At 64.0% G+C, this 20,309-nt stretch carries 21 protein-coding genes; 9 read left to right on the top strand and 12 right to left on the bottom strand.

What is annotated here, in order from left to right:
• Positions 1-16: 16 nt before the first annotated feature.
• The 8 genes from ACQG3P_RS11805 to ACQG3P_RS11770 form a co-directional block, all read right to left on the bottom strand.
• A complete protein-coding gene (locus ACQG3P_RS11805) occupies positions 17-610 on the bottom strand; it encodes a TetR/AcrR family transcriptional regulator (RefSeq protein WP_095363083.1) in 594 nt (197 codons plus the stop codon).
• Between the two features lie 12 nt (positions 611-622).
• Positions 623-1,222 carry an NAD(P)H-dependent oxidoreductase gene (locus ACQG3P_RS11800; RefSeq protein WP_426805139.1) on the bottom strand — a complete coding sequence of 200 codons (600 nt, stop codon included), beginning with the start codon at positions 1,220-1,222 and terminating at the stop codon, positions 623-625.
• 159 nt (positions 1,223-1,381) lie between these two features.
• A complete protein-coding gene (locus ACQG3P_RS11795; protein ID WP_426805138.1) occupies positions 1,382-1,666 on the bottom strand; it encodes a hypothetical protein in 285 nt (94 codons plus the stop codon).
• Positions 1,663-2,013 (bottom strand): SymE family type I addiction module toxin, encoded by a 351-nt coding sequence (locus ACQG3P_RS11790; RefSeq protein WP_426805137.1) that lies wholly within the window; start codon positions 2,011-2,013, stop codon positions 1,663-1,665. Before ACQG3P_RS11790 ends, ACQG3P_RS11795 begins: the two co-directional genes overlap by 4 nt.
• Before the next feature lie 391 nt (positions 2,014-2,404).
• Entirely contained in the window at positions 2,405-3,526 is a 1,122-nt protein-coding gene (locus ACQG3P_RS11785) for a hypothetical protein (RefSeq protein ID WP_426805136.1), read from the bottom strand.
• A 299-nt stretch (positions 3,527-3,825) separates the two neighbouring features.
• Positions 3,826-4,770, bottom strand: a complete 945-nt coding sequence (locus tag ACQG3P_RS11780; RefSeq protein WP_426805135.1) for an ATP-binding protein — start codon at positions 4,768-4,770, stop codon at positions 3,826-3,828.
• Positions 4,703-5,209: an AlbA family DNA-binding domain-containing protein gene (locus ACQG3P_RS11775; RefSeq protein WP_426805134.1), complete on the bottom strand. Its 507-nt coding sequence runs from the start codon at positions 5,207-5,209 to the stop codon at positions 4,703-4,705. Before ACQG3P_RS11775 ends, ACQG3P_RS11780 begins: the two co-directional genes overlap by 68 nt.
• A 481-nt stretch (positions 5,210-5,690) precedes the next feature.
• Positions 5,691-6,545 (bottom strand): hypothetical protein, encoded by an 855-nt coding sequence (locus ACQG3P_RS11770; RefSeq protein ID WP_426805133.1) that lies wholly within the window; start codon positions 6,543-6,545, stop codon positions 5,691-5,693.
• Positions 6,546-6,731: 186 nt separating this feature from the next.
• On the opposite strand from ACQG3P_RS11770, the gene aroQ reads away from it, so the two are divergent.
• From aroQ to accC, 3 genes are all read left to right on the top strand, one after another.
• Entirely contained in the window at positions 6,732-7,175 is a 444-nt protein-coding gene (gene aroQ / locus ACQG3P_RS11765) for a type II 3-dehydroquinate dehydratase (protein WP_068854220.1), read from the top strand.
• 63 nt (positions 7,176-7,238) lie between these two features.
• A complete protein-coding gene (accB, locus tag ACQG3P_RS11760; protein ID WP_184125873.1) occupies positions 7,239-7,727 on the top strand; it encodes an acetyl-CoA carboxylase biotin carboxyl carrier protein in 489 nt (162 codons plus the stop codon).
• Positions 7,728-7,737: 10 nt separating this feature from the next.
• Complete coding sequence (gene accC, locus ACQG3P_RS11755; protein WP_068854222.1) at positions 7,738-9,105, top strand: acetyl-CoA carboxylase biotin carboxylase subunit; 1,368 nt, start codon at positions 7,738-7,740, stop codon at positions 9,103-9,105.
• Positions 9,106-9,248: 143 nt separating this feature from the next.
• Here accC and ACQG3P_RS11750 read toward each other — a convergent pair whose 3' ends face one another.
• The 3 genes from ACQG3P_RS11750 to ACQG3P_RS11740 form a co-directional block, all read right to left on the bottom strand.
• Complete coding sequence (locus tag ACQG3P_RS11750) at positions 9,249-11,429, bottom strand: hypothetical protein (protein ID WP_426805132.1); 2,181 nt, start codon at positions 11,427-11,429, stop codon at positions 9,249-9,251.
• Between the two features lie 147 nt (positions 11,430-11,576).
• Positions 11,577-11,948: a hypothetical protein gene (locus ACQG3P_RS11745; RefSeq protein ID WP_068854224.1), complete on the bottom strand. Its 372-nt coding sequence runs from the start codon at positions 11,946-11,948 to the stop codon at positions 11,577-11,579.
• Positions 11,945-12,904, bottom strand: a complete 960-nt coding sequence (locus ACQG3P_RS11740) for a hypothetical protein (RefSeq protein ID WP_068854225.1) — start codon at positions 12,902-12,904, stop codon at positions 11,945-11,947. The genes ACQG3P_RS11745 and ACQG3P_RS11740 overlap by 4 nt, the downstream gene beginning before the upstream one ends.
• 171 nt (positions 12,905-13,075) lie before the next feature.
• Here ACQG3P_RS11740 and prmA point away from each other — a divergent pair, with 171 nt between their 5' ends.
• The 6 genes from prmA (at position 13,076) to purD (ending at position 19,225) form a co-directional block, all read left to right on the top strand.
• Entirely contained in the window at positions 13,076-13,996 is a 921-nt protein-coding gene (prmA, locus tag ACQG3P_RS11735; RefSeq protein ID WP_426805131.1) for a 50S ribosomal protein L11 methyltransferase, read from the top strand.
• A gap of 8 nt (positions 13,997-14,004) precedes the next feature.
• Positions 14,005-14,745 (top strand): DUF3426 domain-containing protein, encoded by a 741-nt coding sequence (locus tag ACQG3P_RS11730; protein ID WP_426805130.1) that lies wholly within the window; start codon positions 14,005-14,007, stop codon positions 14,743-14,745.
• Positions 14,746-14,857: 112 nt separating this feature from the next.
• Positions 14,858-15,133 (top strand): DNA-binding transcriptional regulator Fis, encoded by a 276-nt coding sequence (gene fis, locus ACQG3P_RS11725; RefSeq protein ID WP_068854228.1) that lies wholly within the window; start codon positions 14,858-14,860, stop codon positions 15,131-15,133.
• Positions 15,134-15,197: 64 nt separating this feature from the next.
• On the top strand, positions 15,198-16,781 hold the full coding sequence (purH, locus tag ACQG3P_RS11720) for a bifunctional phosphoribosylaminoimidazolecarboxamide formyltransferase/IMP cyclohydrolase (protein WP_249833215.1): 1,584 nt from the start codon (positions 15,198-15,200) through the stop codon (positions 16,779-16,781).
• Between the two features lie 77 nt (positions 16,782-16,858).
• On the top strand, positions 16,859-17,893 hold the full coding sequence (locus ACQG3P_RS11715) for a virulence RhuM family protein (RefSeq protein WP_426805129.1): 1,035 nt from the start codon (positions 16,859-16,861) through the stop codon (positions 17,891-17,893).
• 45 nt (positions 17,894-17,938) lie between these two features.
• The gene (purD, locus tag ACQG3P_RS11710; protein WP_426805128.1) at positions 17,939-19,225 is read left to right on the top strand and encodes a phosphoribosylamine--glycine ligase; all 1,287 of its coding nucleotides are present in this window, start codon (positions 17,939-17,941) and stop codon (positions 19,223-19,225) included.
• 120 nt (positions 19,226-19,345) lie between these two features.
• Here the strand turns inward: purD and rpoH are convergent, their stop codons facing one another.
• A complete protein-coding gene (gene rpoH / locus ACQG3P_RS11705; protein ID WP_068854233.1) occupies positions 19,346-20,221 on the bottom strand; it encodes an RNA polymerase sigma factor RpoH in 876 nt (291 codons plus the stop codon).
• Positions 20,222-20,309: the final 88 nt, after the last annotated feature.

Genomic DNA, 20,309 nt, shown 5'->3' with positions numbered 1-20,309 from the left:
GCCGCGGAGGGATCTATCAGCTGCGCTTGATGGTCGACACGATCAGCCGCACCAGCTCTGCCTCCGCCACTGCGTGCTCAACCACCCCGGCGGCGACCGCTTCGGAGAGCGACTCCGCCGCGCCCAGGATCGCCCAGTAGCCCGCGTCGGGTACTTCGCTGCCGGTGGCAAAGCCACCCACCCATTCCGCGCACTTGGCGATGAACTCCTGCTGGTACCGCCGCTTTACCTCCATCAACTCGGGTGACCCCGCGAGGGCAGCGAGGATTCCCTGGATCTCGCTGCCCTGCGACAGCACGCAGTCGATGTAGCCACCGGCAATGGCATGGGCGCGATCCTTCAACCGAGCCTTGGCCTTGCCGATGCGCGCTTCGAACACCGCCGTCTGGCGCTGGTCGTAGTCCTGGTAGAGCGCAGCGAGCAGGCCGTTGCGAGTGATGAAGTGGTCGTAGGCCACCGGCTTGGTGACACCGGCAGCTTCGGCCAGGCGCCCGAGCGACAGCGCATCGGTTCCCTCTTCGCCCACCAGCGCCCACGCCACATCCAGCAACTGGCGCGCGCGTTGTTCACGCGGCATGCGGCGACGGGGCGGTTCGGGGCGTGCGGGCATCGGAAGGGTCGGTCAGGCAGCAGCAGACGCGCCAATGGTACGGCCGATGTCCGCCGCGTTGCGCAGGTGCGCTTCGGCGGAACCGCTGTCCGATTCCAGCAGCAGCGTGGACGACTGCACGCGTGCGCCGCAGTAATCAAAGATGCCCATGTCGATCTGCGTCTTCATCGCGGTGCCGTAGCCACGCCGCTCGATCATGGCCGCGTCCGCGCCCCCCAGTCCCACGAGGTGCACCTGCAGGCGCTGCAGCTTCTTGACCACCTTGCCATCCGGACTCTCGGCATAGGCCCAGCCCTGGGTGAACACGCGGTCGATCCAGCCTTTGAGCAGCGCCGGGAATGACCACCAGTACAGTGGATAGACCAGCACCAGCGCGTCCGCCCGATCCATCCGGGCATGTTCGGCGGCCACATCCTCCGGCGGCGCTGCGGTTTGGCGGAACAAGGCGTTGTCGGCCTGGTTGAAGCGGGGGTCGAAGCCCTCCGCAGCAAGGTCGGCGATCTCCACCGTGTTGCCGGTGCTGGCGGCAAGTATGGCGTCGCCGATCCGGCTCGCCACCGCGTGGGTGAGTGAGCCGGGTTCGGGGTGGGCAACTACGATCAGGCTGTGCATGGGGAATGCTCCCGGAGTGACGTTACCTACTAAAGGTAATATCGCTCTCCCGGAAGACCAGTGCCATGAGCGGAACGCTGGGGTGCCACCAGCCCGTCCGAACCCCCGGCGTCCCGCCGTGGCGGGCGCCCTGCCCGCTGCGCTCTGCCCGACGCAGCTTCAGTGTTTCGAATGGACCCCCTGTTTCGGGAGCCATCTCTCCACCCGCGCCACTATATGCACGCTCGGCGGTGCCTTGGCCACGACGGCATGCGCCACGCGCTCGAAAGTGCGTTCGTCCAAGGGCGTGCACACCGACGGATGGCCGCCCTGGGCCAGCACATACTCCTCCATCAACAGCCTCAGAGCGCGCGCGGGACGTACATGCGCGCGTGCTGCAGCCATTCGGAAGCTGGAGCGCAGCGCCTCGTCCACCTTCGCCCGAACCAATACAGGCTTGGTCATGACTGTTCCTCCTGGCGGCGCTGCTTGAGTGACGCAAGCCGTGCGTCCACAACGCCCGCTCGCTGTCGTGGGGCTTTGCGCATTTTTGGCTCTACAGGCATGGCTCGGTGCTCAAGCACGATATTGATCTGGCCTTCGCTGGCACCGATCACTACCTTCGTGCCTACGGCAAAGCCCATATCGCGCAGCCAACTCCCCCGCAGAACGAGACATGGCAAAGGCTCGCCGGCATCGTGCGCCTGGCGTAGGTGGAATGAAAAACGGGAAGCGGACTTCTCCAGCGCCGCGGGATCACACCGGCCATTCCGGCGCACGATGTGGGGCGTCTCACCCCAGTACATAGTCATGACGGACCTCCAATGGGAATCTCCCTCGCCGGGATGACGAGGGAGTCGGGAGGTTAGGAACCGACATACGAGAAGCGGTGGGCGTATTTCCTCAAGGGTGTTGTATTAGCCACCCTCCCGACAAATGGACGTCCGAGTATCTCGTATGAAGGAGTTCCTACACTCCGGAACCCACCATGACAAATGTCGAGAAGGTTGGGAAATCGTTTATTTCTCTTGATCCAGGCAGTTTAGTAGGCGCAGACTTCCAACGACGCATCTAGCACGCATTCACAGCCAGTCGCGGCCTCTGTTTTTGCAACCAGACGACATGCCTCATTGCTATGGCCGAGCAGCCCGTCGTGGCGCGTGGCGCTCTCCAATGCGTGACGCTTGCGACTCGTGATTTACCTCAAGGTACCTCCAGCTCTCCCATCCAGACGTGACGAGAGTCAGTCACGATCGGGCGCGACACCTCCGGAATCTGTTCAAACACGTCATGGATCCAGCCTCTTAAGCTACCCAAGTACAAGCGACATGAACCTTCGTCGATTAGGGCTGACAGTACCGACGATTGGACCGATGCATCGATGTCGTCAGCACTTTCCTTCGCGTGCATGAAGCGATTACGCAGCTGGCGAACGCGATCGAGCACCTCGTACAGCTGATCCCCTCTCCCAATTGACGCATAGCCCCTGTGGCTGACAGTCGCGATCTGCGCAGCTGCCATGTTGATCTTCTCGATAGGTTGACGCCGATCCGCCGGACCTGGGTGATGCCCTGTCGCCGAGTGCACCAAGTAGTTGCCAATCGCCTCAAGAGAAGCTGCAACAGCAACCACGCAATAAATCCCGCTCAGAAATGCCTCGTCTCGCCTGCCAGATGCAACGTGCGTCTTCAGCCCATTGAACTCCCTGATGGCCTTCTCGTAGTGCGCCAGTGCGAAGGAGACTTCAGACATTGGCCGATCAAGCGAATCATGGGTTAGCCTTTCGTACTTCGTTAAACGGGGAGGCGGGTAGTCGGCGGACCTGATCCCTGGCGAAACTTCGCGTTGGTAGCGCCCAGCGGCGTCAAGGCTCAACCCGTTTTCCTCGAATGTCTCATCCAGCAAGGAAGAAAGCAGGGCGAGATCCTGCGTACTGTCTTTTGCGCCATTGAAGAATTTCGTCAAGTATCTGTCGCGAAGCTCGACCAACCTTGAGAAGTCAAAATTATCTGAGACAGTCCGACTTCGCGGCCCCGAGGAGTCCAGTTCCCCATAGCGGTACTGGAATAGATCATCTCCATCCACGAATATAAGGTGCGCACCCTCCGCACACCAAGGCGTGCTACCAACCACTAATGCTGGATTCCAATCCAAGAGGAAATGACCCATCGCATTCGCCTTACCCTCTACGAAAGCCCGGCTATTTGAGCCGATTCCAGCTGTCACCCCAGATACGCCGAGCCCCGTAACAATACGCGCACCGAGATCTCGAGGACTCAAGTTCTGCCAAAGCTGCCCCGACGAAAAAACGGGAAAAGCTTTCAAACCGTGTAGCCTCGAGCGCATTCGTACCCGGTCGATCGCGAGAAACGGCCAAGTAGGAACGACCACCCAAGCCTCTCGATATCGCTGAAGAACATGCTCAACCTGAAGGCGCCTTATCGTGGATTGAAACTTCAGGTTCGCACCAGCAAGCGTTCTGTAAGTCTCCATTGCACTTCTGCCTCCGCAACCCAGATCATGTTTGGCTCATTTCTTTGCTCCCGCCTGAGATCGAGCCACGTTGTACGTATAGATCTGCAGCACAATCGACGCCCGACCGTGGAATTGCTGCGACTATACGATCACAGTCTCTTGCGCCACTCCGCCTTATTTCCCTTCAGATCCGGATTCATCTCCAAGATTCCTGCATCTCTCAACTTGTAGAACTCAGCCTTCATCGCGTTTTCGCTCTTGATTCCCGTGATATCCCGAGCTTGACGATTGTTGATCGCACCATTCTTCTCAACGAACTCCATGATCGCCTCCTGAGGAGTGGCTAGCGCTGCATGAGGAAGAATCACGCGAACTGAGTTCCCCTCCTCAAGAATCTGCGGACTCCTCAATCGCCAATCCTTCATCTTTTGAAAGGCAGTATTCAGGCCTTCGCCGATGTCTTTATTGGGGGCATCTCGGTATTTCGAAAGGATACCGACTATCTTGGCGTTCCTCGCATATCTGGAATCAAGAATGTTTTCGGTCGTCACGAAGGCAGGCAACCTACCAGGGCTAATCACTTCAATCCTATTGTCAAAGATCTTTATTTGCACATCATCAGATACCGAGTAGTCGCGATGAATCAGTGCATTCACAACAACCTCCCAAAGAGTTTCGGGAGGGTACTCCATTGATTTTGCACCATCGGTAGTCCAGACCTTGATTCCGGACATGATCTCGGTTACACGCGCAACTGTTAGGTGAATTAGCGTGTACAGCGGACCCTCGATTGACTCTACGAATGCCAAGTGCTCTCTGTCCGGATCGTCTTCCTTCGTCGCATACCGAGCAATTCGAACTGAACACTTTCTGGGAACGACACCTGTCGGATTCTCTGAAAAAAGAAGTAGCCCGGCCACCTTAGGCTTGAAGGTCTTCTTGTCGACAAGTCCCTTGTTGAGGCTTAAGTCTAGGGGATCGGTGCTCGGCGAGTACTCTTCCAAGAAGGTTCGAATCGGGTAGCCGTCAACAATGTCCTCGGCGATAGCATCCTCGACAGAGAAATCTTCGAAAGATGTTGCACCTTTTTGCATGCGAAAGAGCCGTCACTTGAGCCGCATCCTCCAAAGGTAGGGATTGCGCACCTTTCCGCACGTATACGGTACGGTCTGCGGTTTGGTGCACATGCTGACTCTTTTCAACTTGCACAAAGAGCACATAGTTTTCGCTCAAGGGAGACTTGAGGAATGAGAATTCCAAAGGCAAAGGCGGCTGTACTTCAAGGAGGGCCTGGATATGCTGATTGAAGTCCTCAACGTTCTCGGCACCGCTCCAACGGAGCTCTGGATTATCCTGCTCTCTGTCGTCTGCCACTCCGACGCAGAACTCACCACCTTCCGCATTCGCCAATGCAACTGCAATCCTCTGCAGCTTGGCCCCTTTGATGGCGGCAGCCTTTCGATCAAAGAAGTGATCTTCCTTCCTGCCACAGATGGAGATCGCCTCTTCCTTCGAAACAACCTTAATCCTCATGTCTGGCTCCCGAATTTTGCACCTAAGCTATCCATTGTTGTGGAACTTGTGAATAGGCAGCCATTAGCGCCCTGTCTAACAGCGAGACGCCCCCCTCCGGCCTACTCGTGCTCTACCCCCGGGCAGAAAGCGCGGGAGACGATCCAACCTGGCACGCAAATGCCACACCAAATGTAACCGCGCACGCGCTCCGCCACCTGTTGAAGGCCCAACTCACGATCACGCAACAGCCGCTTCGCCAGCCCCATGCGCCGCTGCGAAACGCTTCAATCAGCATTACCTCGCGCCGGCCTGCGCGTCAACGACGCCTGTTACGGCGCTCCGGCACCGGTCGAGCCGACGCCGATGGAAACCGCACGCGCGTTGTTCGACACCAACCCGCTGGGCGCGCTCCGTCACCCAGGCGGTGCTGCCACAACTGCGTGAGCGCGGCGCGGGCCTGGTCGTCAACGTGACTTCCACGGCGAGCATCAAGGCGCTGCTACTCGTAGGCCTTTAAACCGCCAGCAAGGCAGCAGTGAATGTGTTCACCGAATCGCTTGCCATCGAAGTGGAGCCATTCGGCGTTCGGTTGCGGTTGGTGCTGCCCGGGCGCTCGCCCGCCACCCGGTTCGGCGCGAACGCAGGCATTCATCTGGGCGGCATGGACCATCCGGCCTATGGCCCGTTGGTGACCGGCGTGATTGCCAGCTTCCGTGACAGCAGCGGGCTGGTCACCCACGCATCGGACGTCGCCTACGCCGTATGGCGCGCAGAAACTTGACCCTGCCGCGTCGATGCGCATTGCCGCTGGCGCCGACGCGGAAGCATGGATGACGGCGCTGGGACCGGCCGCGTGACCTGGCGCCGGCTGAACCTGCTGCAGCAAACCGACCGTCAGTAGACGGTCGTGTTGTGCAGCGTCACCTTCTCCCCCCTCGCGCTTCAACGCATCCTGCGCGAACTGTTCCGCATCCAGGGCGACGATCCGGCAGCCTTCCAGGTCCGGCTTGAGGTTCACCACGTCCCCGCACAGTTGAAGAAACGTCGGCAGGCGGGCGACGCGGGCGTTCTTTGTATGAAAATCGGCGGCATGGCCGCGCAGTACCACGGCGTGCCCGCCGAGTTCACCGGCTTGCTTCTGCAGCTTTGCGAAGGCCTTCCTGTAGCTCACCGGCGAGGGGTTCATGCCAGTGCGCTGGTTGGGCTCATTGCTGCCCAGCTTCACCGTGACCCGGCCGACCCGCTCCGCCACGCAGGTGGGCGGCCCCGACGTCAGCAGCTCCACCGGCTCCGGCGGGCGGGCGGCTGCGCCGGCAGCCATCAAGCACGACACCAGCACTGCACTCCATTTCATCGTAGCTCTCCTCGGGTTCAGCCGACCCTGGCGGACGGTTCAGCGAGGGTCGAGATGCGACATCCCCTGCGGCACAAGCGGTGGACCACAAATTCAAACGGTCACTTGAAACACCCGTAACTTCGCCGAACTGGACACGATCCACCAGTTCCGCCAGACTCCGCCCTTTCTTGTTGCGTGGCACCCATGGCGAAACTGCTGGTCCTGCATGGCCCCAACCTCAACCTGCTCGGTACGCGCGAGCCGGGCGTGTATGGGCACACCACGCTGGCGCAGATCGACCAGGCCCTGCTGGCTCAGGCGCAGGGCGCCGGGCACGCGGTGGAAAGCCTGCAGTCCAACGCCGAGCACGTGCTGGTGGACAGGGTGCAGGCCGCCCGTACCGACGGTACCACCTTCATCCTGATCAATCCGGCTGCGTTCACCCACACCTCGGTCGCCCTGCGCGATGCGCTGGCGGCGGTGGATGTGCCGTTCATCGAAATCCACCTGTCCAACCCGCACGCCCGCGAACCGTTCCGCCAGCACAGCTACTTCAGCGACAAGGCGGTAGGCGTGATCTGCGGCTTTGGCGCCGACAGCTACCGCTACGCGATGGACGCGGCGCTGGTGCGGCTGGCCGCCGCCTGAAACCCCATTGACCCGAGCGCTCCGCGCTTCCCACCACACTGACATCAAACACCAGAGGCCCCTATGGATCTCCGCAAAATCAAGAAGCTGATCGACCTGTTGGAAGAGTCGAACCTTGCCGAAATCGAAATCAAGGAAGGCGAAGAATCCGTCCGCCTGTCGCGCGCCCCGGTGTCGGGCTACGGCATGGTGCAGGCCCAGCCGCAGATGATGATGGCCCCGGCCCCGGCCCAGCCGGCCGCCCAGGCGATGCCGATGCAGTCGCCGACCGAAGCCTCCACCGGCGGTACCGCCAAGCCGGCTGCGGCGCTGCCGGAAGGCCACGTGCTGCGCTCGCCGATGGTCGGCACGTTCTACACCTCGTCCGCACCGGACAAGCCGGCCTTCGTCACCATCGGCCAGCAGGTCAAGGCCGGCGAAACGCTGGCGATCATCGAAGCGATGAAGATGTTCAACCCGATCGAAGCCGATGCTTCCGGCACCATCGTGGCCATCCTGGCTGAAAACGGCCTTCCGGTCGAATTTGACCAGCCGCTGTTCGTGATCGGCTAAGGATCCGTCCATGCTCGACAAAGTCGTTATTGCCAACCGAGGGGAGATCGCGCTGCGCATCCTGCGCGCGTGCCATACCCTGGGCATCCGCACGGTGGCCGTGCATTCCACGGTCGACCGCAACCTCAAGCACGTGGCCATGGCCGACGAGTCGGTCTGCATCGGTCCGGCGCCGTCGCCGCAGAGCTACCTCAACATACCGGCGCTGATCGCGGCGGCGGAAGTCACCGATGCCCAGGCCATCCACCCGGGTTACGGTTTCCTGTCGGAAAACGCCGACTTCGCCGAGCGCGTGGAAGAATCCGGCTTCATCTTCATCGGTCCCAAGGCCGACACCATCCGCATGATGGGTGACAAGGTCGAAGCGATCCGCGCGATGAAGGCCGCCGGCGTGCCGTGCGTGCCGGGTTCGGGCGGCCCGCTGGGCGAAGACATCGTGGCCAACACCAAGATCGCCCGTGAGATCGGCTATCCGGTCATCATCAAGGCTGCTGGTGGTGGCGGCGGGCGCGGCATGCGCGTGGTGCATGCCGAGGCCTCGCTGAAGACCTCCATTGAAACCACCAAGAGCGAGGCCAAGGCCGCGTTCGGCAATGGTGAGGTCTACATGGAGAAGTTCCTGGAGAATCCGCGCCACGTGGAAATCCAAGTGCTGGCCGATGGCCAGGGCAACGCCATCCACCTCGGTGAGCGCGACTGCTCCATGCAGCGCCGCCACCAGAAGGTGGTGGAAGAAGCGCCGGCACCGGGCATCAGCGCCGAACAGCGCGAAGAGATCGGCAAGGTCTGCACCGAAGCGTGCGTGCGCATCGGTTACCGCGGCGCGGGCACCTTCGAGTTCCTCTACGAAGACGGCCGCTTCTACTTCATCGAAATGAACACCCGCATCCAGGTGGAGCACCCGGTAACCGAAATGGTGACCGGCATCGACCTGGTGGTGGAGCAGCTGAAGATCGCCGCCGGCCACAAGCTCAGCATCAAGCAGAGCGATGTGGTGCTCACCGGCCATGCGATCGAATGCCGCATCAACGCTGAAGATGCCGAAACCTTCGTGCCGAGCCCGGGCCTGATCACCGCGTTCCATCCGCCTGGCGGTCCGGGTGTGCGCGTGGATACGCACATCTATGCCGGCTACCGCGTGCCGTCGAACTACGACTCGATGATCGGCAAGCTGATCGTGCACGGGCCGGATCGCGAAACGGCCATCGCGCGCATGCGCGTGGCGCTGAGCGAAATGGTGGTGGACGGGATCAAGACCAACGTGGCGCTGCAGCAGCGCATCATGCGGGACAAGGGCTTCCAGGCCGGTGGGCAGAACATCCATTACCTGGAGAAGCGGCTGGCCGAGCGCAAGAACAAGTCGATTGCATTGACCTGATCCGTTCGGTGGTGGATTGAACAGGGAGGCGGGCATTGCCCGCCTTTCTGCTTTCCTGCGTCATGGGTGACTCACTGTTGCCGGGTGATCCTGCTCTACGTGGGCCGACCAACGGTCGGCGCTACCCGGGCAGCGCGCGGTGCTCAATCGCGCAGCGGGATGGCCAGCAGCGGCTGCGCGCCGAGGGTACCCATGGCCTGCCGTGCGGCACCCAGCTCTTCCAGGTGCAGCTCGCCGGGTGCCTTGGCGATGACCTTGAACAGTACGTTGTTGCCGATCATGACCTGCGCTTCGTCCTGCAGCGAGAGCAGGCCGGTGGGATGGGCATGCTGGCGCATGGCAAGGGTCACCAGGGTGGTGGCGCCCCGCACGCTGTTGTTGTTGGCTGCAGCGGCGGCATGCACCGCACGCCCCCGGTCACCGCTGGCCACCAGGAATGTGCGGCTGTACAGCGTCTGCCCTTCCTGCAGGCCGGCGAACTGCGCGGCATCCAGCGCCAGTGCCGTGTACACCCGGCCGGCGTGCGGCGGAATGCGCGCCAGGGCGCGGTTGATGCGCGCCACCGCCTGCTCCGAATCGCGGAACACAGGCTGTAGGCTGCCGTATTGCAGGAAATCGTCCATGGAGCGGCGGCGCCAGGTGAGGTAGCTGCGGATGGCGGCGCGCTGCAGCTGGCTCAACCGCAGCCGCGCGTTCTGCGCCACGGCGCTTTCATACACCTGCGCCGCTTCCAGGCTGGGCATGCCGCGATATTCCACGTTGAACTCGGCCTGGGTCATGAAGCGATGCTCCTGCGCCGGAATCGCCTGGCGGATGTCGACAATGCGGTGCGCCGGGTCATTTCGGCGATGCAGGCGGCCGGCACCGGCGCCGCGTGGCAGATACACCGAAATGCGCTGGGTGTGCTCGTCCACCTGGCGCAGGCGCACGCGGAAGTAGCGGTCGTTGAAACGCAGGTAGTGGCGCAGCCGGTTGCCTTGGCGGCTCATGTACCAGCCTGGCCGACCCACATCGGGCACGATGCCCCGTCGGCGCGCCTGGTGCTCGCCCAGTGCCTGCCCGTGATGGGTCTCCAGCTGGCGGGACAGTTCCGGCGAGAACTCGGGTGGCAGCGCGGCGCAGGCGTCGCCCGGTGCCCGGCGACAGCGCAGCGTGCGGACAGGCTTGGGGGCTTCCTCGCGCAGCTGGTAGACGCCGTCGCGCTTGACCAGTTCCAGCGCGCCGATGCGCAGGCCCAGTCCATCGGTCAGCGTGGCGGCGTAATAGCGCCCATCCACGCACACGGCGTTGCCTGCAAGCTGCGCGGCCGGATCGTTGTAGTACAGGATGCCATCGGGTCCAAGCAGGTCCAGGCGCAGCCGGGCATGCTCGATTGGCGCCTGCTGATGCACCCGCCCGGCCAGGTGGTCGAACACCGCAATGGAACTGTCCGCGCGGTGCACGCTGGACGTTGCCGGGCGTGTGGCCGGTGCGCGTTTCCATTGCCAGTCGCCGGTATCGAAGATCACGTCGACGGTGCCATGATCGGTCAGCACCTGCAGCCGACCCTCACTGATGCTGAGATCCCGTTCGGCACCCTCAAACCGCACCTGGACGCGACCGTGGTGCAGGTCGGCGGTGGTCTGGCGGATCGTCATGCCCGGCCGCCGAGGCGCAACCGGCGGGGTGTCACTTTCGCCAGAGCCACGCGACGCCGCGGCGGCTGGCACCGGCTCCTCGGCTTCCGGTCCTGCGGGTGCGCCGGGTTCGAGTCCATGCATGCCGCCCAGCACCATCACCGCGTCGGTCAGCTCGCTCCGATCGAGTGGTTGATGGTCGAGCACATCGGCGCCCATATCGAGTACGACCGCCGCCTCCTGCATGCCCAGCACGCTGCGCCCGCCCAGCATGGCAGCTTCGGCCAGGGTGGAGAGCGCATCCCCCACCTGCAGCAACGCGCGCATGCCCGTGCCCAACGGCGGCGCACACCGTACTCCTTCGTGCCGTAGCCACGCGGTGCGGGTGTCGCTGAACAGCTCGGTCACCGGGCTGCGCAACAAACCCGCGACGCCATGCAGCACGCCCGGCAGGCTCGGCGAGACAGGCACCGGGATGCAGTTGGCCGGGCGTGCGCTGGGAGCTGCGTGCGCTGGCAGCGGCCGCGCGGTGCTCAGTGGCAGCCTCGCGGCATTGGTCACCGTCAGCACCGCCGCCAGGGCCTGCATGGGGGTTTCAACGCGACGGATGACGGTGGGGTCCACCGGCTGCGGCTGCGGACCGGTGACAGGACTGCGGGCGTGGAAGCGACCGGCGGCATGCCGGTGATCGACTGCGGTGGTGGGCATGGAGGGCTCGTTCAGAAGGCGAGCCCGATGAGATCGAAGCTGCGCCTTTCTGTCCAAGCGAATATCCCTACCGGGATCGCATCTCTGATAGACGTGGACAATCGCTGATGCGACCCAGGCCCGGCAGCGGGGTGCCAAGGCCCTGCATCAGCGGCTGGCGTCGGCGGCCGTGATCTGGGTGTCCTTGACCGGCGCCACGCCCAGCGACGACGTCGGGTCGACGATCACCATGGTTTCGGTCGAGCCGTCCGGCCAGACCACCTGGAACGTACTGCCCGCCGGCAACGAAGCGAAGGGCATGCCGCTCTGCGCGCGGTACACCGCAGCCACCTGGCTGGCACCGGCGCGGCGCACGTCTTCGTGTGCCTTCACCGAGGTCAGGGTCACCTTCGACAACTTCCGGTAGCGGTCATCGTAGGTGTCGATCATGACCAGGCCCACGGCACCGGCCGAGTAGGCCACGAACAATGCCACCCAGAACCAGAACTTGGCACCATGCAGGAATCGACGGTAATTCATGACCGGTCACTCCGCTTGATCAACTGCTCAACCAACGTTTTCATTTTCCCCGCACCTTGCCGCGAAACCGCAGCGTCATACACAAAAGTGGCGAAGTCCTGCCCACCGTCCTGCGAACAGATCCCTCCGTTCGCGCAGAAATTGTTCATCAATACACTGTCCGGCCCGCAGGCCATGCCCAGCTCGCACGCCGCCAGGCGCCAGGCCAGTTCACTGAACTGGTCGCCGGCCACCAGGCCCTGCAGGGCGCCGTCGCCACTGGCGCGCTGGCCCATGGCGGTGGAAATGGCCATGTACGCTTCTGGATCACGCGAATCCATCACCCGCTCCACCAGGCCACGGCGGTACTCGGGGGTGTCTTTCAATGGCTGGCCATCGGCAAACAGCGCCGCCTCGGCCGCCAGGTTGCCTGCGCGCGCAGCCAGCACGCGCTGGGTGACAATCAACGAGCGGCCAAGGCCGTCGCTGGAGACGAATCCCGCGCAACGGCGCGCTACACGCTCGCGTGCCTGCACCATCGGCGAAGATGCGTTCATGCCCAGCCCGGTAAGCACGTTGTTGTCGAGCTGGTAACCGCCCGGGTCCATCGCATAGATCGCGCAGTAGTCATACACGCGGCTGACCATCCAGCCTGCCTCGGCATTGCCGTTGGCCGCCTGCAGGCGCAGTCGCTGGGCGTAGGCGAACAGGTCGGTGTCGCCCTCGATATCGGCGCGGATGTCCAGCGGCAATCCCGACGGCACCGCCGTGCTGCGCTCGCTGGCCAGCAACTGGCGCGCCAACTGCTGGGCCTGCAGCGGCGCAGCCGACCCCGTGCCGACCTGCAGCTCACTCACCGCAGCCGACGCGTGGTCGGCCTGCAGCGCACGGCCGCCCGCGCGGTAACCCACCACCCCCAGCAACGCCAGGGCCGGTACCACCAGCAGCCAGGTTTTAAGCGTGGGCGCGAGGGCCATTCAGCGAACCGGTTCAAAGGAGACAGACAGCAGGATGCGGAGTTTAGCAATGGCGTACCCTGTTGTCTGAACAGGCCGTCGCGTCGCTTCTCACCGCCTTCTGAGACGGTCGTCGCCGCGACCGTCCGCAATCGTCTAGCATTCACCGTTTTCCGCAGGTCCTTATCGCCCATGCCGTTCCTGGAACTCACTCTCCACTGCACCGAAGCCACCCAGCCGCGCTATGAGAATGCGCTGGACGACGTGGGCGCGCTGGCGGTGACCCTGCTCGACGCCGATGCCGACACCAGCAACGAGCGCGCCATCCTGGAACCGGGCGTGGGCGAAACCCCGTTGTGGAATGACCTGGTGCTCAGCGCCCTGTTCCCCGCCGACTCCAATGCCCTGGCGCTGCTGGCCGCGCTGGAGGCGTTCGACCCGGGCCTGGAATGGACCGATGTCAGCTTCCGCGCAGTGCAGGACGAGGATTGGGAACGCGCTTGGCTGGACCAGTTCCAGCCGATGGCCTTCGGCGACCGCACCTGGATCGTGCCGTGGAACCACGAACTGCCCGAGGCTGCGCAAGCCGCTGATGCTGCCGTGGTAAGGCTGGACCCGGGCCTGGCGTTCGGTTCGGGAACCCACCCCACCACCGCGCTGTGCCTGCGCTGGCTGGACGGGCTGGCCGCCGAAGGCGCGTTGGCCGGGCAGACGGTACTGGATTTCGGTTGCGGCTCGGGCATCCTGGCGCTGGCTGCGCTCAAGCTCGGCGCGGCCAGGGCCGTGGGCGTGGACAACGATCCGCAGGCGGTACTCGCCACGGGCGACAACGCCGAGCGCAACGCGCTGCAGGACCGCATGCAGGTCTACCTGCCGGCCGACGAACCGCAGGCCACCTATCCGGTGGTGGTGGCCAATATCCTGGCCTCGGCGCTGGATGCGCTGGCCGATGTGCTGGCCGCACGCGTGGCACCAGGCGGCCGCATTGCGCTGTCGGGCATCCTGCATGGGCAGGAAGACGAACTGCTGGTGCGGTATGCGCCCTGGTTCGAGCAGCTTGAAGTGGCGCGCGACGACGACTGGATGCGCATCACCGGCGTGCGCCGTGCTTGAATGACCCGATGAGCGAACCGACTCCGCCACCGCGACGTCCCCTGGCCACGTTCCTGCGTGCGTCCGCTGAACCCACGCCCGAGGCGGTCGACGCGGTCGCCCCGGACAGCGAGGCGGACAACAACGAGGACAATCCCGTTGGTGCCGAGGCGTATGTGGAGGACATCGAGCAGACCGAAGCGGACATCGACCCCGCTCCGGTCGCAGTGGCCGAGCCCATCGCGCCCAACGGTGCTGCCACGCCCGCACCCAGTTTCATGCGCGCTACCGAACGTGCAGCGCCCACGCCGCGTTGGCAGTGGGCACTGGTCGGTGGCCTGGTCGTGCTGCTGTTGCTGCAGATCGCCGTCGCCGACCGCGCGCGACTGGCCGCCGATGCTGGAAGCCGGCCGTGGATTGCCGGGCTGTGCAGCGTGCTGCGCTGCAGCCTGCCGGCCTGGCAGGAACCGGCCGCCTTCAGCATGATCAGCCGCGACGTGCGGCCGGTGCCCGGGCAGCCCGGCGCGCTGCAGGTGCAGGCCAGTTTCCGCAACGATGCCCGCTGGGCACAAGCCTGGCCGTCGCTGCGGCTGTCGCTGTCCGACGCCGATGGCCGCGTGATCGGTACCCGCGTCTTCGCGCCGCACGACTACCTGGACCCTACGGCCGATGCCGCTTCCGTACTGGAATCGGGCCAGAGCGCGCAGATCGCGTTCCGGGTGCGCGAACCGGCGGCGTCCACGGTCGCATTCACCTTCGAGTTCCTGTAACCCGGCGTCCTGCCAACGAGCGTGGCGGCACGGCCACGCACGCGCTAGACTGGCCCCCTCCAAATTCTCCGCCAGGGTTGTGGTCCGCCCTGGCTTCGCACCGGGATCCTTCTTGAACGCTGTCCTTTCTCGTCCTGACAATAGTCGTGGCGCGCCGAAGCCGCCGCTGCGCGAACACGTGGCCCAGTCGGTCCGGCGTTACCTGCGCGACCTGGACGGCTGCGATGCGGATGACGTGTACGAGATCGTCCTGCGTGAAATGGAAATACCGCTGTTCGTGGAAGTGCTCAACCACTGCGAAGGCAACCAGAGCCGCGCGGCGTCGATGCTGGGCATCCACCGTGCCACCCTGCGCAAGAAGCTGAAAGAGTACGGCATCGCCACCTGAGGCCCCGGTGGGGGTGCGGGACGGCCTACAATATGGGCCCGCTCCGCTTCGATCTCCTGCCCCCATGAGTTCCGATCTGCTGCCCGTGCGCCGGGCCCTGCTTTCCGTTTCCGACAAGACCGGTCTGATCGACCTGGCCCGCGCCCTGGCCGCGCGCAACGTCGAGCTGCTTTCCACTGGCGGTACCGCCAAGGCAATCCGCGACGCCGGCCTGCCGGTCAAGGACGTGGCCGACGTCACCGGCTTCCCGGAAATGATGGATGGCCGGGTCAAGACCCTGCACCCGCTGGTGCACGGCGGCCTGCTTGGCCGTGCCGGCCAGGATGAGGCGGTGATGGCCGAACATGGCATTGCGGCGATCGACCTGCTGGTGCTGAACCTGTACCCGTTCGAGCGCGTCACCGCCAACGCGGACTGCACACTGGCCGATGCGGTGGAAAACATCGACATCGGCGGCCCGGCCATGTTGCGATCGGCGGCGAAGAACTTCGCCCGTGTTGCAGTGGCCACCGATCCGTCGCAGTACGCCGAATTGCTCGCCGAGCTGGATGCCAATGATGGCAGGCTGTCGGCCGCCAAGCGCTTCGCGCTGTCGGTGGCCGCGTTCAACCGCGTGGCGCAGTACGACGCGGCGATCAGCAACTACCTGTCGGCGGTAACCGCCACCGATGCGGCCGTGCCGATGCGGACCGAGTTCCCGGCGCAGATGAATTCCAGCTTCGTGAAGGTCATGGACCTGCGCTACGGCGAGAACCCGCACCAGGCCGGCGCGTTCTACCGCGACCTGTCGCCGGTGGCCGGCACGCTGGCCACGTTCCAGCAGCTGCAGGGCAAGGAACTGAGCTACAACAACCTGGCCGATGCCGATGCCGCATGGGAATGCGTGCGCCAGTTCGACGCGCCGGCCTGTGTGATCGTCAAGCATGCCAACCCGTGCGGCGTGGCCGTGGGCGCCGGCAACGGCGATGCCTACGAATTGGCGTACGCCACTGACCCGACCAGCGCCTTCGGCGGCATCATCGCCTTCAACAAGCCGCTCGACGCCGCCACGGCCAAGGTGATCCTGGACCGCCAGTTCGTGGAAGTGCTGATCGCTCCGGATTACGAACCGGCTGCGCTGGAGTACGCGCAGAAAAAGGCGAACGTGCGCGTGCTGCGCATTCCGCACGGCGAAGGCCGCAACAATTACGACACCAAGCGCATTGGCTCGGGCCTGCTGGTGCAGAGCGCGGACAACCGTGGCATGCGCCGTGACGAACTGACCGTGGTCAGCAAGCTGGCTCCGACCGAGAAGCAGTTCACCGACCTGCTGTTCGCCTGGAGCGTGGCCAAGTTCGTCAAGTCCAACGCGATCGTCTACGCCAAGGACAACCGCACCATCGGCGTCGGCGCCGGCCAGATGAGCCGCGTGTATTCGGCGCGCATCGCCGGCATCAAGGCGGCCGACGCGAACCTGGTGGTCGAAGGTTCAGTGATGGCGTCCGACGCGTTCTTCCCGTTCCGCGACGGCATCGACGCCGCCGCCGCCGCCGGCATCAAGGCGGTGATCCAGCCGGGTGGTTCGATGCGCGACGCCGAAGTGATTGCCGCGGCTGACGAACACGGCCTGGCGATGGTGTTTACCGGCGTGCGTCACTTCCGCCATTGATTGTTCGGCGTAAGGTGGGGGCCGACCAGGCGTCGGCGCCCGCTGACAGGTTCTGACCGGAGCTGGAGGGTGATCGCATGACCGACAACCATGGCGAGCTGATTCTGTACCGCACCGATGACGGTCGGACGGAGGTTCATCTGCGCGCCGCGGAAGGTACGGTCTGGCTGACGCAGGCAGAAATGGCGGCCTTGTTCCAAACCACGCCCCAGAACATCACCCAGCACATCCAGTCAGTCTACGATGACGCTGAGATTGAGGAGTCGGCAACGTGTAAGGAATACTTACAGGTTCGACAGGAAGGGAGCCGCGAGGTGCGGCGTACCGTGAAGACCTATCGGCTTGAACTCATCATGGCGGTGGGGTTCCGCGTGCGATCACCACGAGGCGCGCAGTTTCGCCGTTGGGCAGCGGAGGGCCTGTCGCAGTACTTGGTAAAAGGCTTCCTGCTCAACGACGAACGACTCAAGGACGCCGAGCGCGCGGACTACTTCAAAGAACTGCTGCTCCGCATCCGCGACATCCGAAGTTCGGAGAAGCGGTTCTACCAGACGCTGCGTGATCTGTTCAAAGCCAGCAGCAGCGATTACGACGGCACGGCAGCAACAGCCAAGACGTTCTTCGCCACCATCCAGAACAAGCTGGTCTTCGCCATTACCGGCCGCACCGCTGCGCAGCTGATTGTCGAGCGCGCCGATCCCGACGTGCCTCACATGGGCCTGACAAACTGGTCCGGCGACAAGCTCCGCAAGTCCGACGCGGTCGTGTCAAAGAACTACCTGACACAGAGGGAACTCGATCAGCTGAACCGGCTGGTCACCATGTTCCTCGACTTCGCAGAAGACCGTGCCGAGCGTCGCATCGAAATGCGGATGGACGACTGGATCACGCAGACCGACCGTTTCCTCGACTTCAACGAACGCGCTGTGCTCAACGGTCCGGGCCGCATCTCAAGTCAGCAGATGGAGTTGATCATCGCGGAGCGCTACGCAGCATTCGATGCGCAGCGGCGCGGAGCGGACAGGATCACATCAGAACGCGAGGCCGAGGTCGACCTGCAGCAGTTGCACACCGAAGCCAAGCGTCTTTTCTCCGCCGTGAAGCCGGACTGACCGCCTTCCACCCTACTTTCTAACTGTTACCCCAGGAATGTCTCAATGAAAATCCTCGTCATCGGCTCCGGCGGCCGTGAACATGCCCTGGCCTGGAAGCTGGCCCAGTCGTCCCGTGTCACCGAGGTGCTGGTTGCACCGGGCAATGCGGGCACCGCCACCGAGGCCGGCTGCCGCAATGTCCCGGTGAAAGTCACGGACCTGGACGGGCTGCTGGCACTTGTGCAGGCGGAAGGTGTCGAGCTGACCGTGGTTGGCCCGGAAGTACCGCTGGTGGCCGGCGTGGTCGACCGCTTCCGCGCTGCTGGCCATCGCATCTTCGGCCCCACCGCTGCGGCGGCGCAGCTGGAAGGCAGCAAGGCCTACGCCAAGGACTTCCTGGCCCGCCACAACATTCCCACCGCGTTCTATGCCGTGCATACCGAGGTGGATGCTGCGCTGGCCTACGTCCGCGACAAGGGCGCACCGATCGTGGTCAAGGCCGATGGCCTGGCCGCGGGCAAGGGCGTGATCGTGGCGATGACGCAGCAGGAGGCCGAAGACGCGGTGCGCGACATGCTGTCGGGCAATGCGTTCGGCGATGCAGGCGCGCGCGTGGTGATCGAGGAATTCCTCGATGGCGAGGAAGCCAGCTTCATCTCGATGGTCGATGGCACCACGGCGCTGCCGATGGCCACCTCGCAGGACCACAAGCGCGTGGGCGATGGCGATACCGGCCCGAACACCGGCGGCATGGGCGCGTATTCGCCCGCACCGGTGGTTACCGAGGAGGTGCACGCACGGGTGATGCGCGAGGTGGTGAACCCCACCGTGCAGGGCATGATCGCCGACGGCATCCCATTCACCGGCTTCCTCTATGCCGGGCTGATGATCGATGCCAGTGGCGCGCCGAAGGTGATTGAATTCAACGTGCGCTTCGGCGACCCGGAAACCCAGCCGGTAATGCTGCGCCTGCAGTCGGACCTGGTGGAACTGGTGGAGGCGGCGATCGATGCACGCCTGCATGAAGTGGAAGCGCGGTGGGACCCGCGTCCGTCGCTGGGCGTGGTGATGGCGGCGGCGCCGTATCCGGAAACGCCGATCACCGGTGATGTGATCCACGGGCTGGACCAGGTGCCGTCTACGGCCAAGGTGTTCCACGCCGGCACCACGCTGGACGCGCAGGGCCAGGTGCTCAGCGCTGGCGGCCGCGTGTTGTGCGTGGCCGCGCTGGGCGACAGCGTGGGCGATGCACAGGCCAATGCGTATGCGGGCGTGGAGAAGGTGACGTGGGAAAACGAATTCCACCGCAATGACATTGGCTGGCGGGCTATCGCGCGCGAGAGGGCGTAAGAGCAGCCGACTGACAGTCGGCTCTACTCTCGGTAGGTGCCCACCGTTGGTGGGCACGCTCTTGGCGCAACAAAAAAGCCCGGCGATGCCGGGCTTTTGTTTGATGCGTTGGATGCCGCGTTACGCGGTGAACAGCGCCTTCATCTTCTTCAGCGCGTTTGCTTCGACCTGGCGGATGCGTTCGGCGGACACGCCGTACTCATCGGCCAGCTCCTGCAGGGTGACCTTGCTGTCGGCGTCCAGCCAGCGACGACGGATGATGTCGCGCGAGCGGGCGTCGAGTTCGGCCAGGCCCTCGCGCAGCAGCTGCAGCTGGTTGTCTTCGCTGTCGGCACGCTCGTAGGCCATCGACGGATCTTCATCGTTGGCGACCAGGAACGCAGCCGGCGACGGCGGCGCATGCTCGTTATCGTCATCGCTGGGCGCATCGAAACCGATGTCGCGACCCGAGAGGCGCGATTCCATTTCCAGCACTTCGCGTTCGGACACGTTGAGGTCCTTGGCGACAGCGGTGACTTCCGCCGCGTTCAACCAGCCCAGGCGGGTCTTGGACTTGCGCAGGTTGAAGAACAGCTTGCGCTGCGCCTTCGTCGTGGCGACCTTGACGATGCGCCAGTTCTTCAGGATGAACTCGTGCATTTCGGCACGGATCCAGTGCACCGCGAAGGACACCAGGCGGACGCCCATGTCCGGGTCGAAGCGCTTCACGGCCTTCATCAGGCCGATGTTGCCTTCCTGGATCAGGTCGCCCAGCTGTAGGCCGTAGCCGTTATAGCCACGGGCCACGTGCACCACGAAGCGCAGGTGGGAATGGACCAGCTCGCGCGCGGCGTCCAGGTCCTGCTCGTCGCGGAAGCGGCGGGCCAGGTCCTGCTCGTCATCGACCGTCAACACCGGGATCTGGTGCACGGCGCCGATGTAGGCGTCCAGCGAACCGAGCGCACTGGGAATCGGAAGATTGTTTGCCACAAGGGCAGTAGACATGTTCTGGCTCATAGGGGTCATCTTATCAGTCCTGTATTTGGACTGCTGACAGTTCAAAAAGTTCCAGCGTTCCGCAGGTGAAACGCTGACGCAGATCAGG

It is taken from the genome of Stenotrophomonas sp. SrG (assembly GCF_050031795.1).
Lineage (GTDB): Bacteria > Pseudomonadota > Gammaproteobacteria > Xanthomonadales > Xanthomonadaceae > Stenotrophomonas > Stenotrophomonas rhizophila_A.
This window is presented reverse-complemented; position numbering and strand designations above follow the sequence as displayed.

Bases quoted from the DNA above. Each gene is read 5' to 3' on its own strand.
- ACQG3P_RS11805 (WP_095363083.1), bottom strand. From the start codon at position 610: ATGCCCGCACGCCCCGAACCGCCCCGTCGCCGCATGCCGCGTGAACAA.
- ACQG3P_RS11800 (WP_426805139.1), bottom strand. From the start codon at position 1,222: ATGCACAGCCTGATCGTAGTTGCCCACCCCGAACCCGGCTCACTCACC.
- ACQG3P_RS11795 (WP_426805138.1), bottom strand. From the start codon at position 1,666: ATGACCAAGCCTGTATTGGTTCGGGCGAAGGTGGACGAGGCGCTGCGC.
- ACQG3P_RS11790 (WP_426805137.1), bottom strand. From the start codon at position 2,013: ATGACTATGTACTGGGGTGAGACGCCCCACATCGTGCGCCGGAATGGC.
- ACQG3P_RS11780 (WP_426805135.1), bottom strand. From the start codon at position 4,770: ATGCAAAAAGGTGCAACATCTTTCGAAGATTTCTCTGTCGAGGATGCT.
- ACQG3P_RS11775 (WP_426805134.1), bottom strand. From the start codon at position 5,209: ATGAGGATTAAGGTTGTTTCGAAGGAAGAGGCGATCTCCATCTGTGGC.
- ACQG3P_RS11770 (WP_426805133.1), bottom strand. From the start codon at position 6,545: ATGAAATGGAGTGCAGTGCTGGTGTCGTGCTTGATGGCTGCCGGCGCA.
- aroQ (WP_068854220.1), top strand. From the start codon at position 6,732: ATGGCGAAACTGCTGGTCCTGCATGGCCCCAACCTCAACCTGCTCGGT.
- accB (WP_184125873.1), top strand. From the start codon at position 7,239: ATGGATCTCCGCAAAATCAAGAAGCTGATCGACCTGTTGGAAGAGTCG.
- accC (WP_068854222.1), top strand. From the start codon at position 7,738: ATGCTCGACAAAGTCGTTATTGCCAACCGAGGGGAGATCGCGCTGCGC.
- ACQG3P_RS11750 (WP_426805132.1), bottom strand. From the start codon at position 11,429: ATGCCCACCACCGCAGTCGATCACCGGCATGCCGCCGGTCGCTTCCAC.
- ACQG3P_RS11745 (WP_068854224.1), bottom strand. From the start codon at position 11,948: ATGAATTACCGTCGATTCCTGCATGGTGCCAAGTTCTGGTTCTGGGTG.
- ACQG3P_RS11740 (WP_068854225.1), bottom strand. From the start codon at position 12,904: ATGGCCCTCGCGCCCACGCTTAAAACCTGGCTGCTGGTGGTACCGGCC.
- prmA (WP_426805131.1), top strand. From the start codon at position 13,076: ATGCCGTTCCTGGAACTCACTCTCCACTGCACCGAAGCCACCCAGCCG.
- ACQG3P_RS11730 (WP_426805130.1), top strand. From the start codon at position 14,005: ATGAGCGAACCGACTCCGCCACCGCGACGTCCCCTGGCCACGTTCCTG.
- purH (WP_249833215.1), top strand. From the start codon at position 15,198: ATGAGTTCCGATCTGCTGCCCGTGCGCCGGGCCCTGCTTTCCGTTTCC.
- ACQG3P_RS11715 (WP_426805129.1), top strand. From the start codon at position 16,859: ATGACCGACAACCATGGCGAGCTGATTCTGTACCGCACCGATGACGGT.
- purD (WP_426805128.1), top strand. From the start codon at position 17,939: ATGAAAATCCTCGTCATCGGCTCCGGCGGCCGTGAACATGCCCTGGCC.
- rpoH (WP_068854233.1), bottom strand. From the start codon at position 20,221: ATGAGCCAGAACATGTCTACTGCCCTTGTGGCAAACAATCTTCCGATT.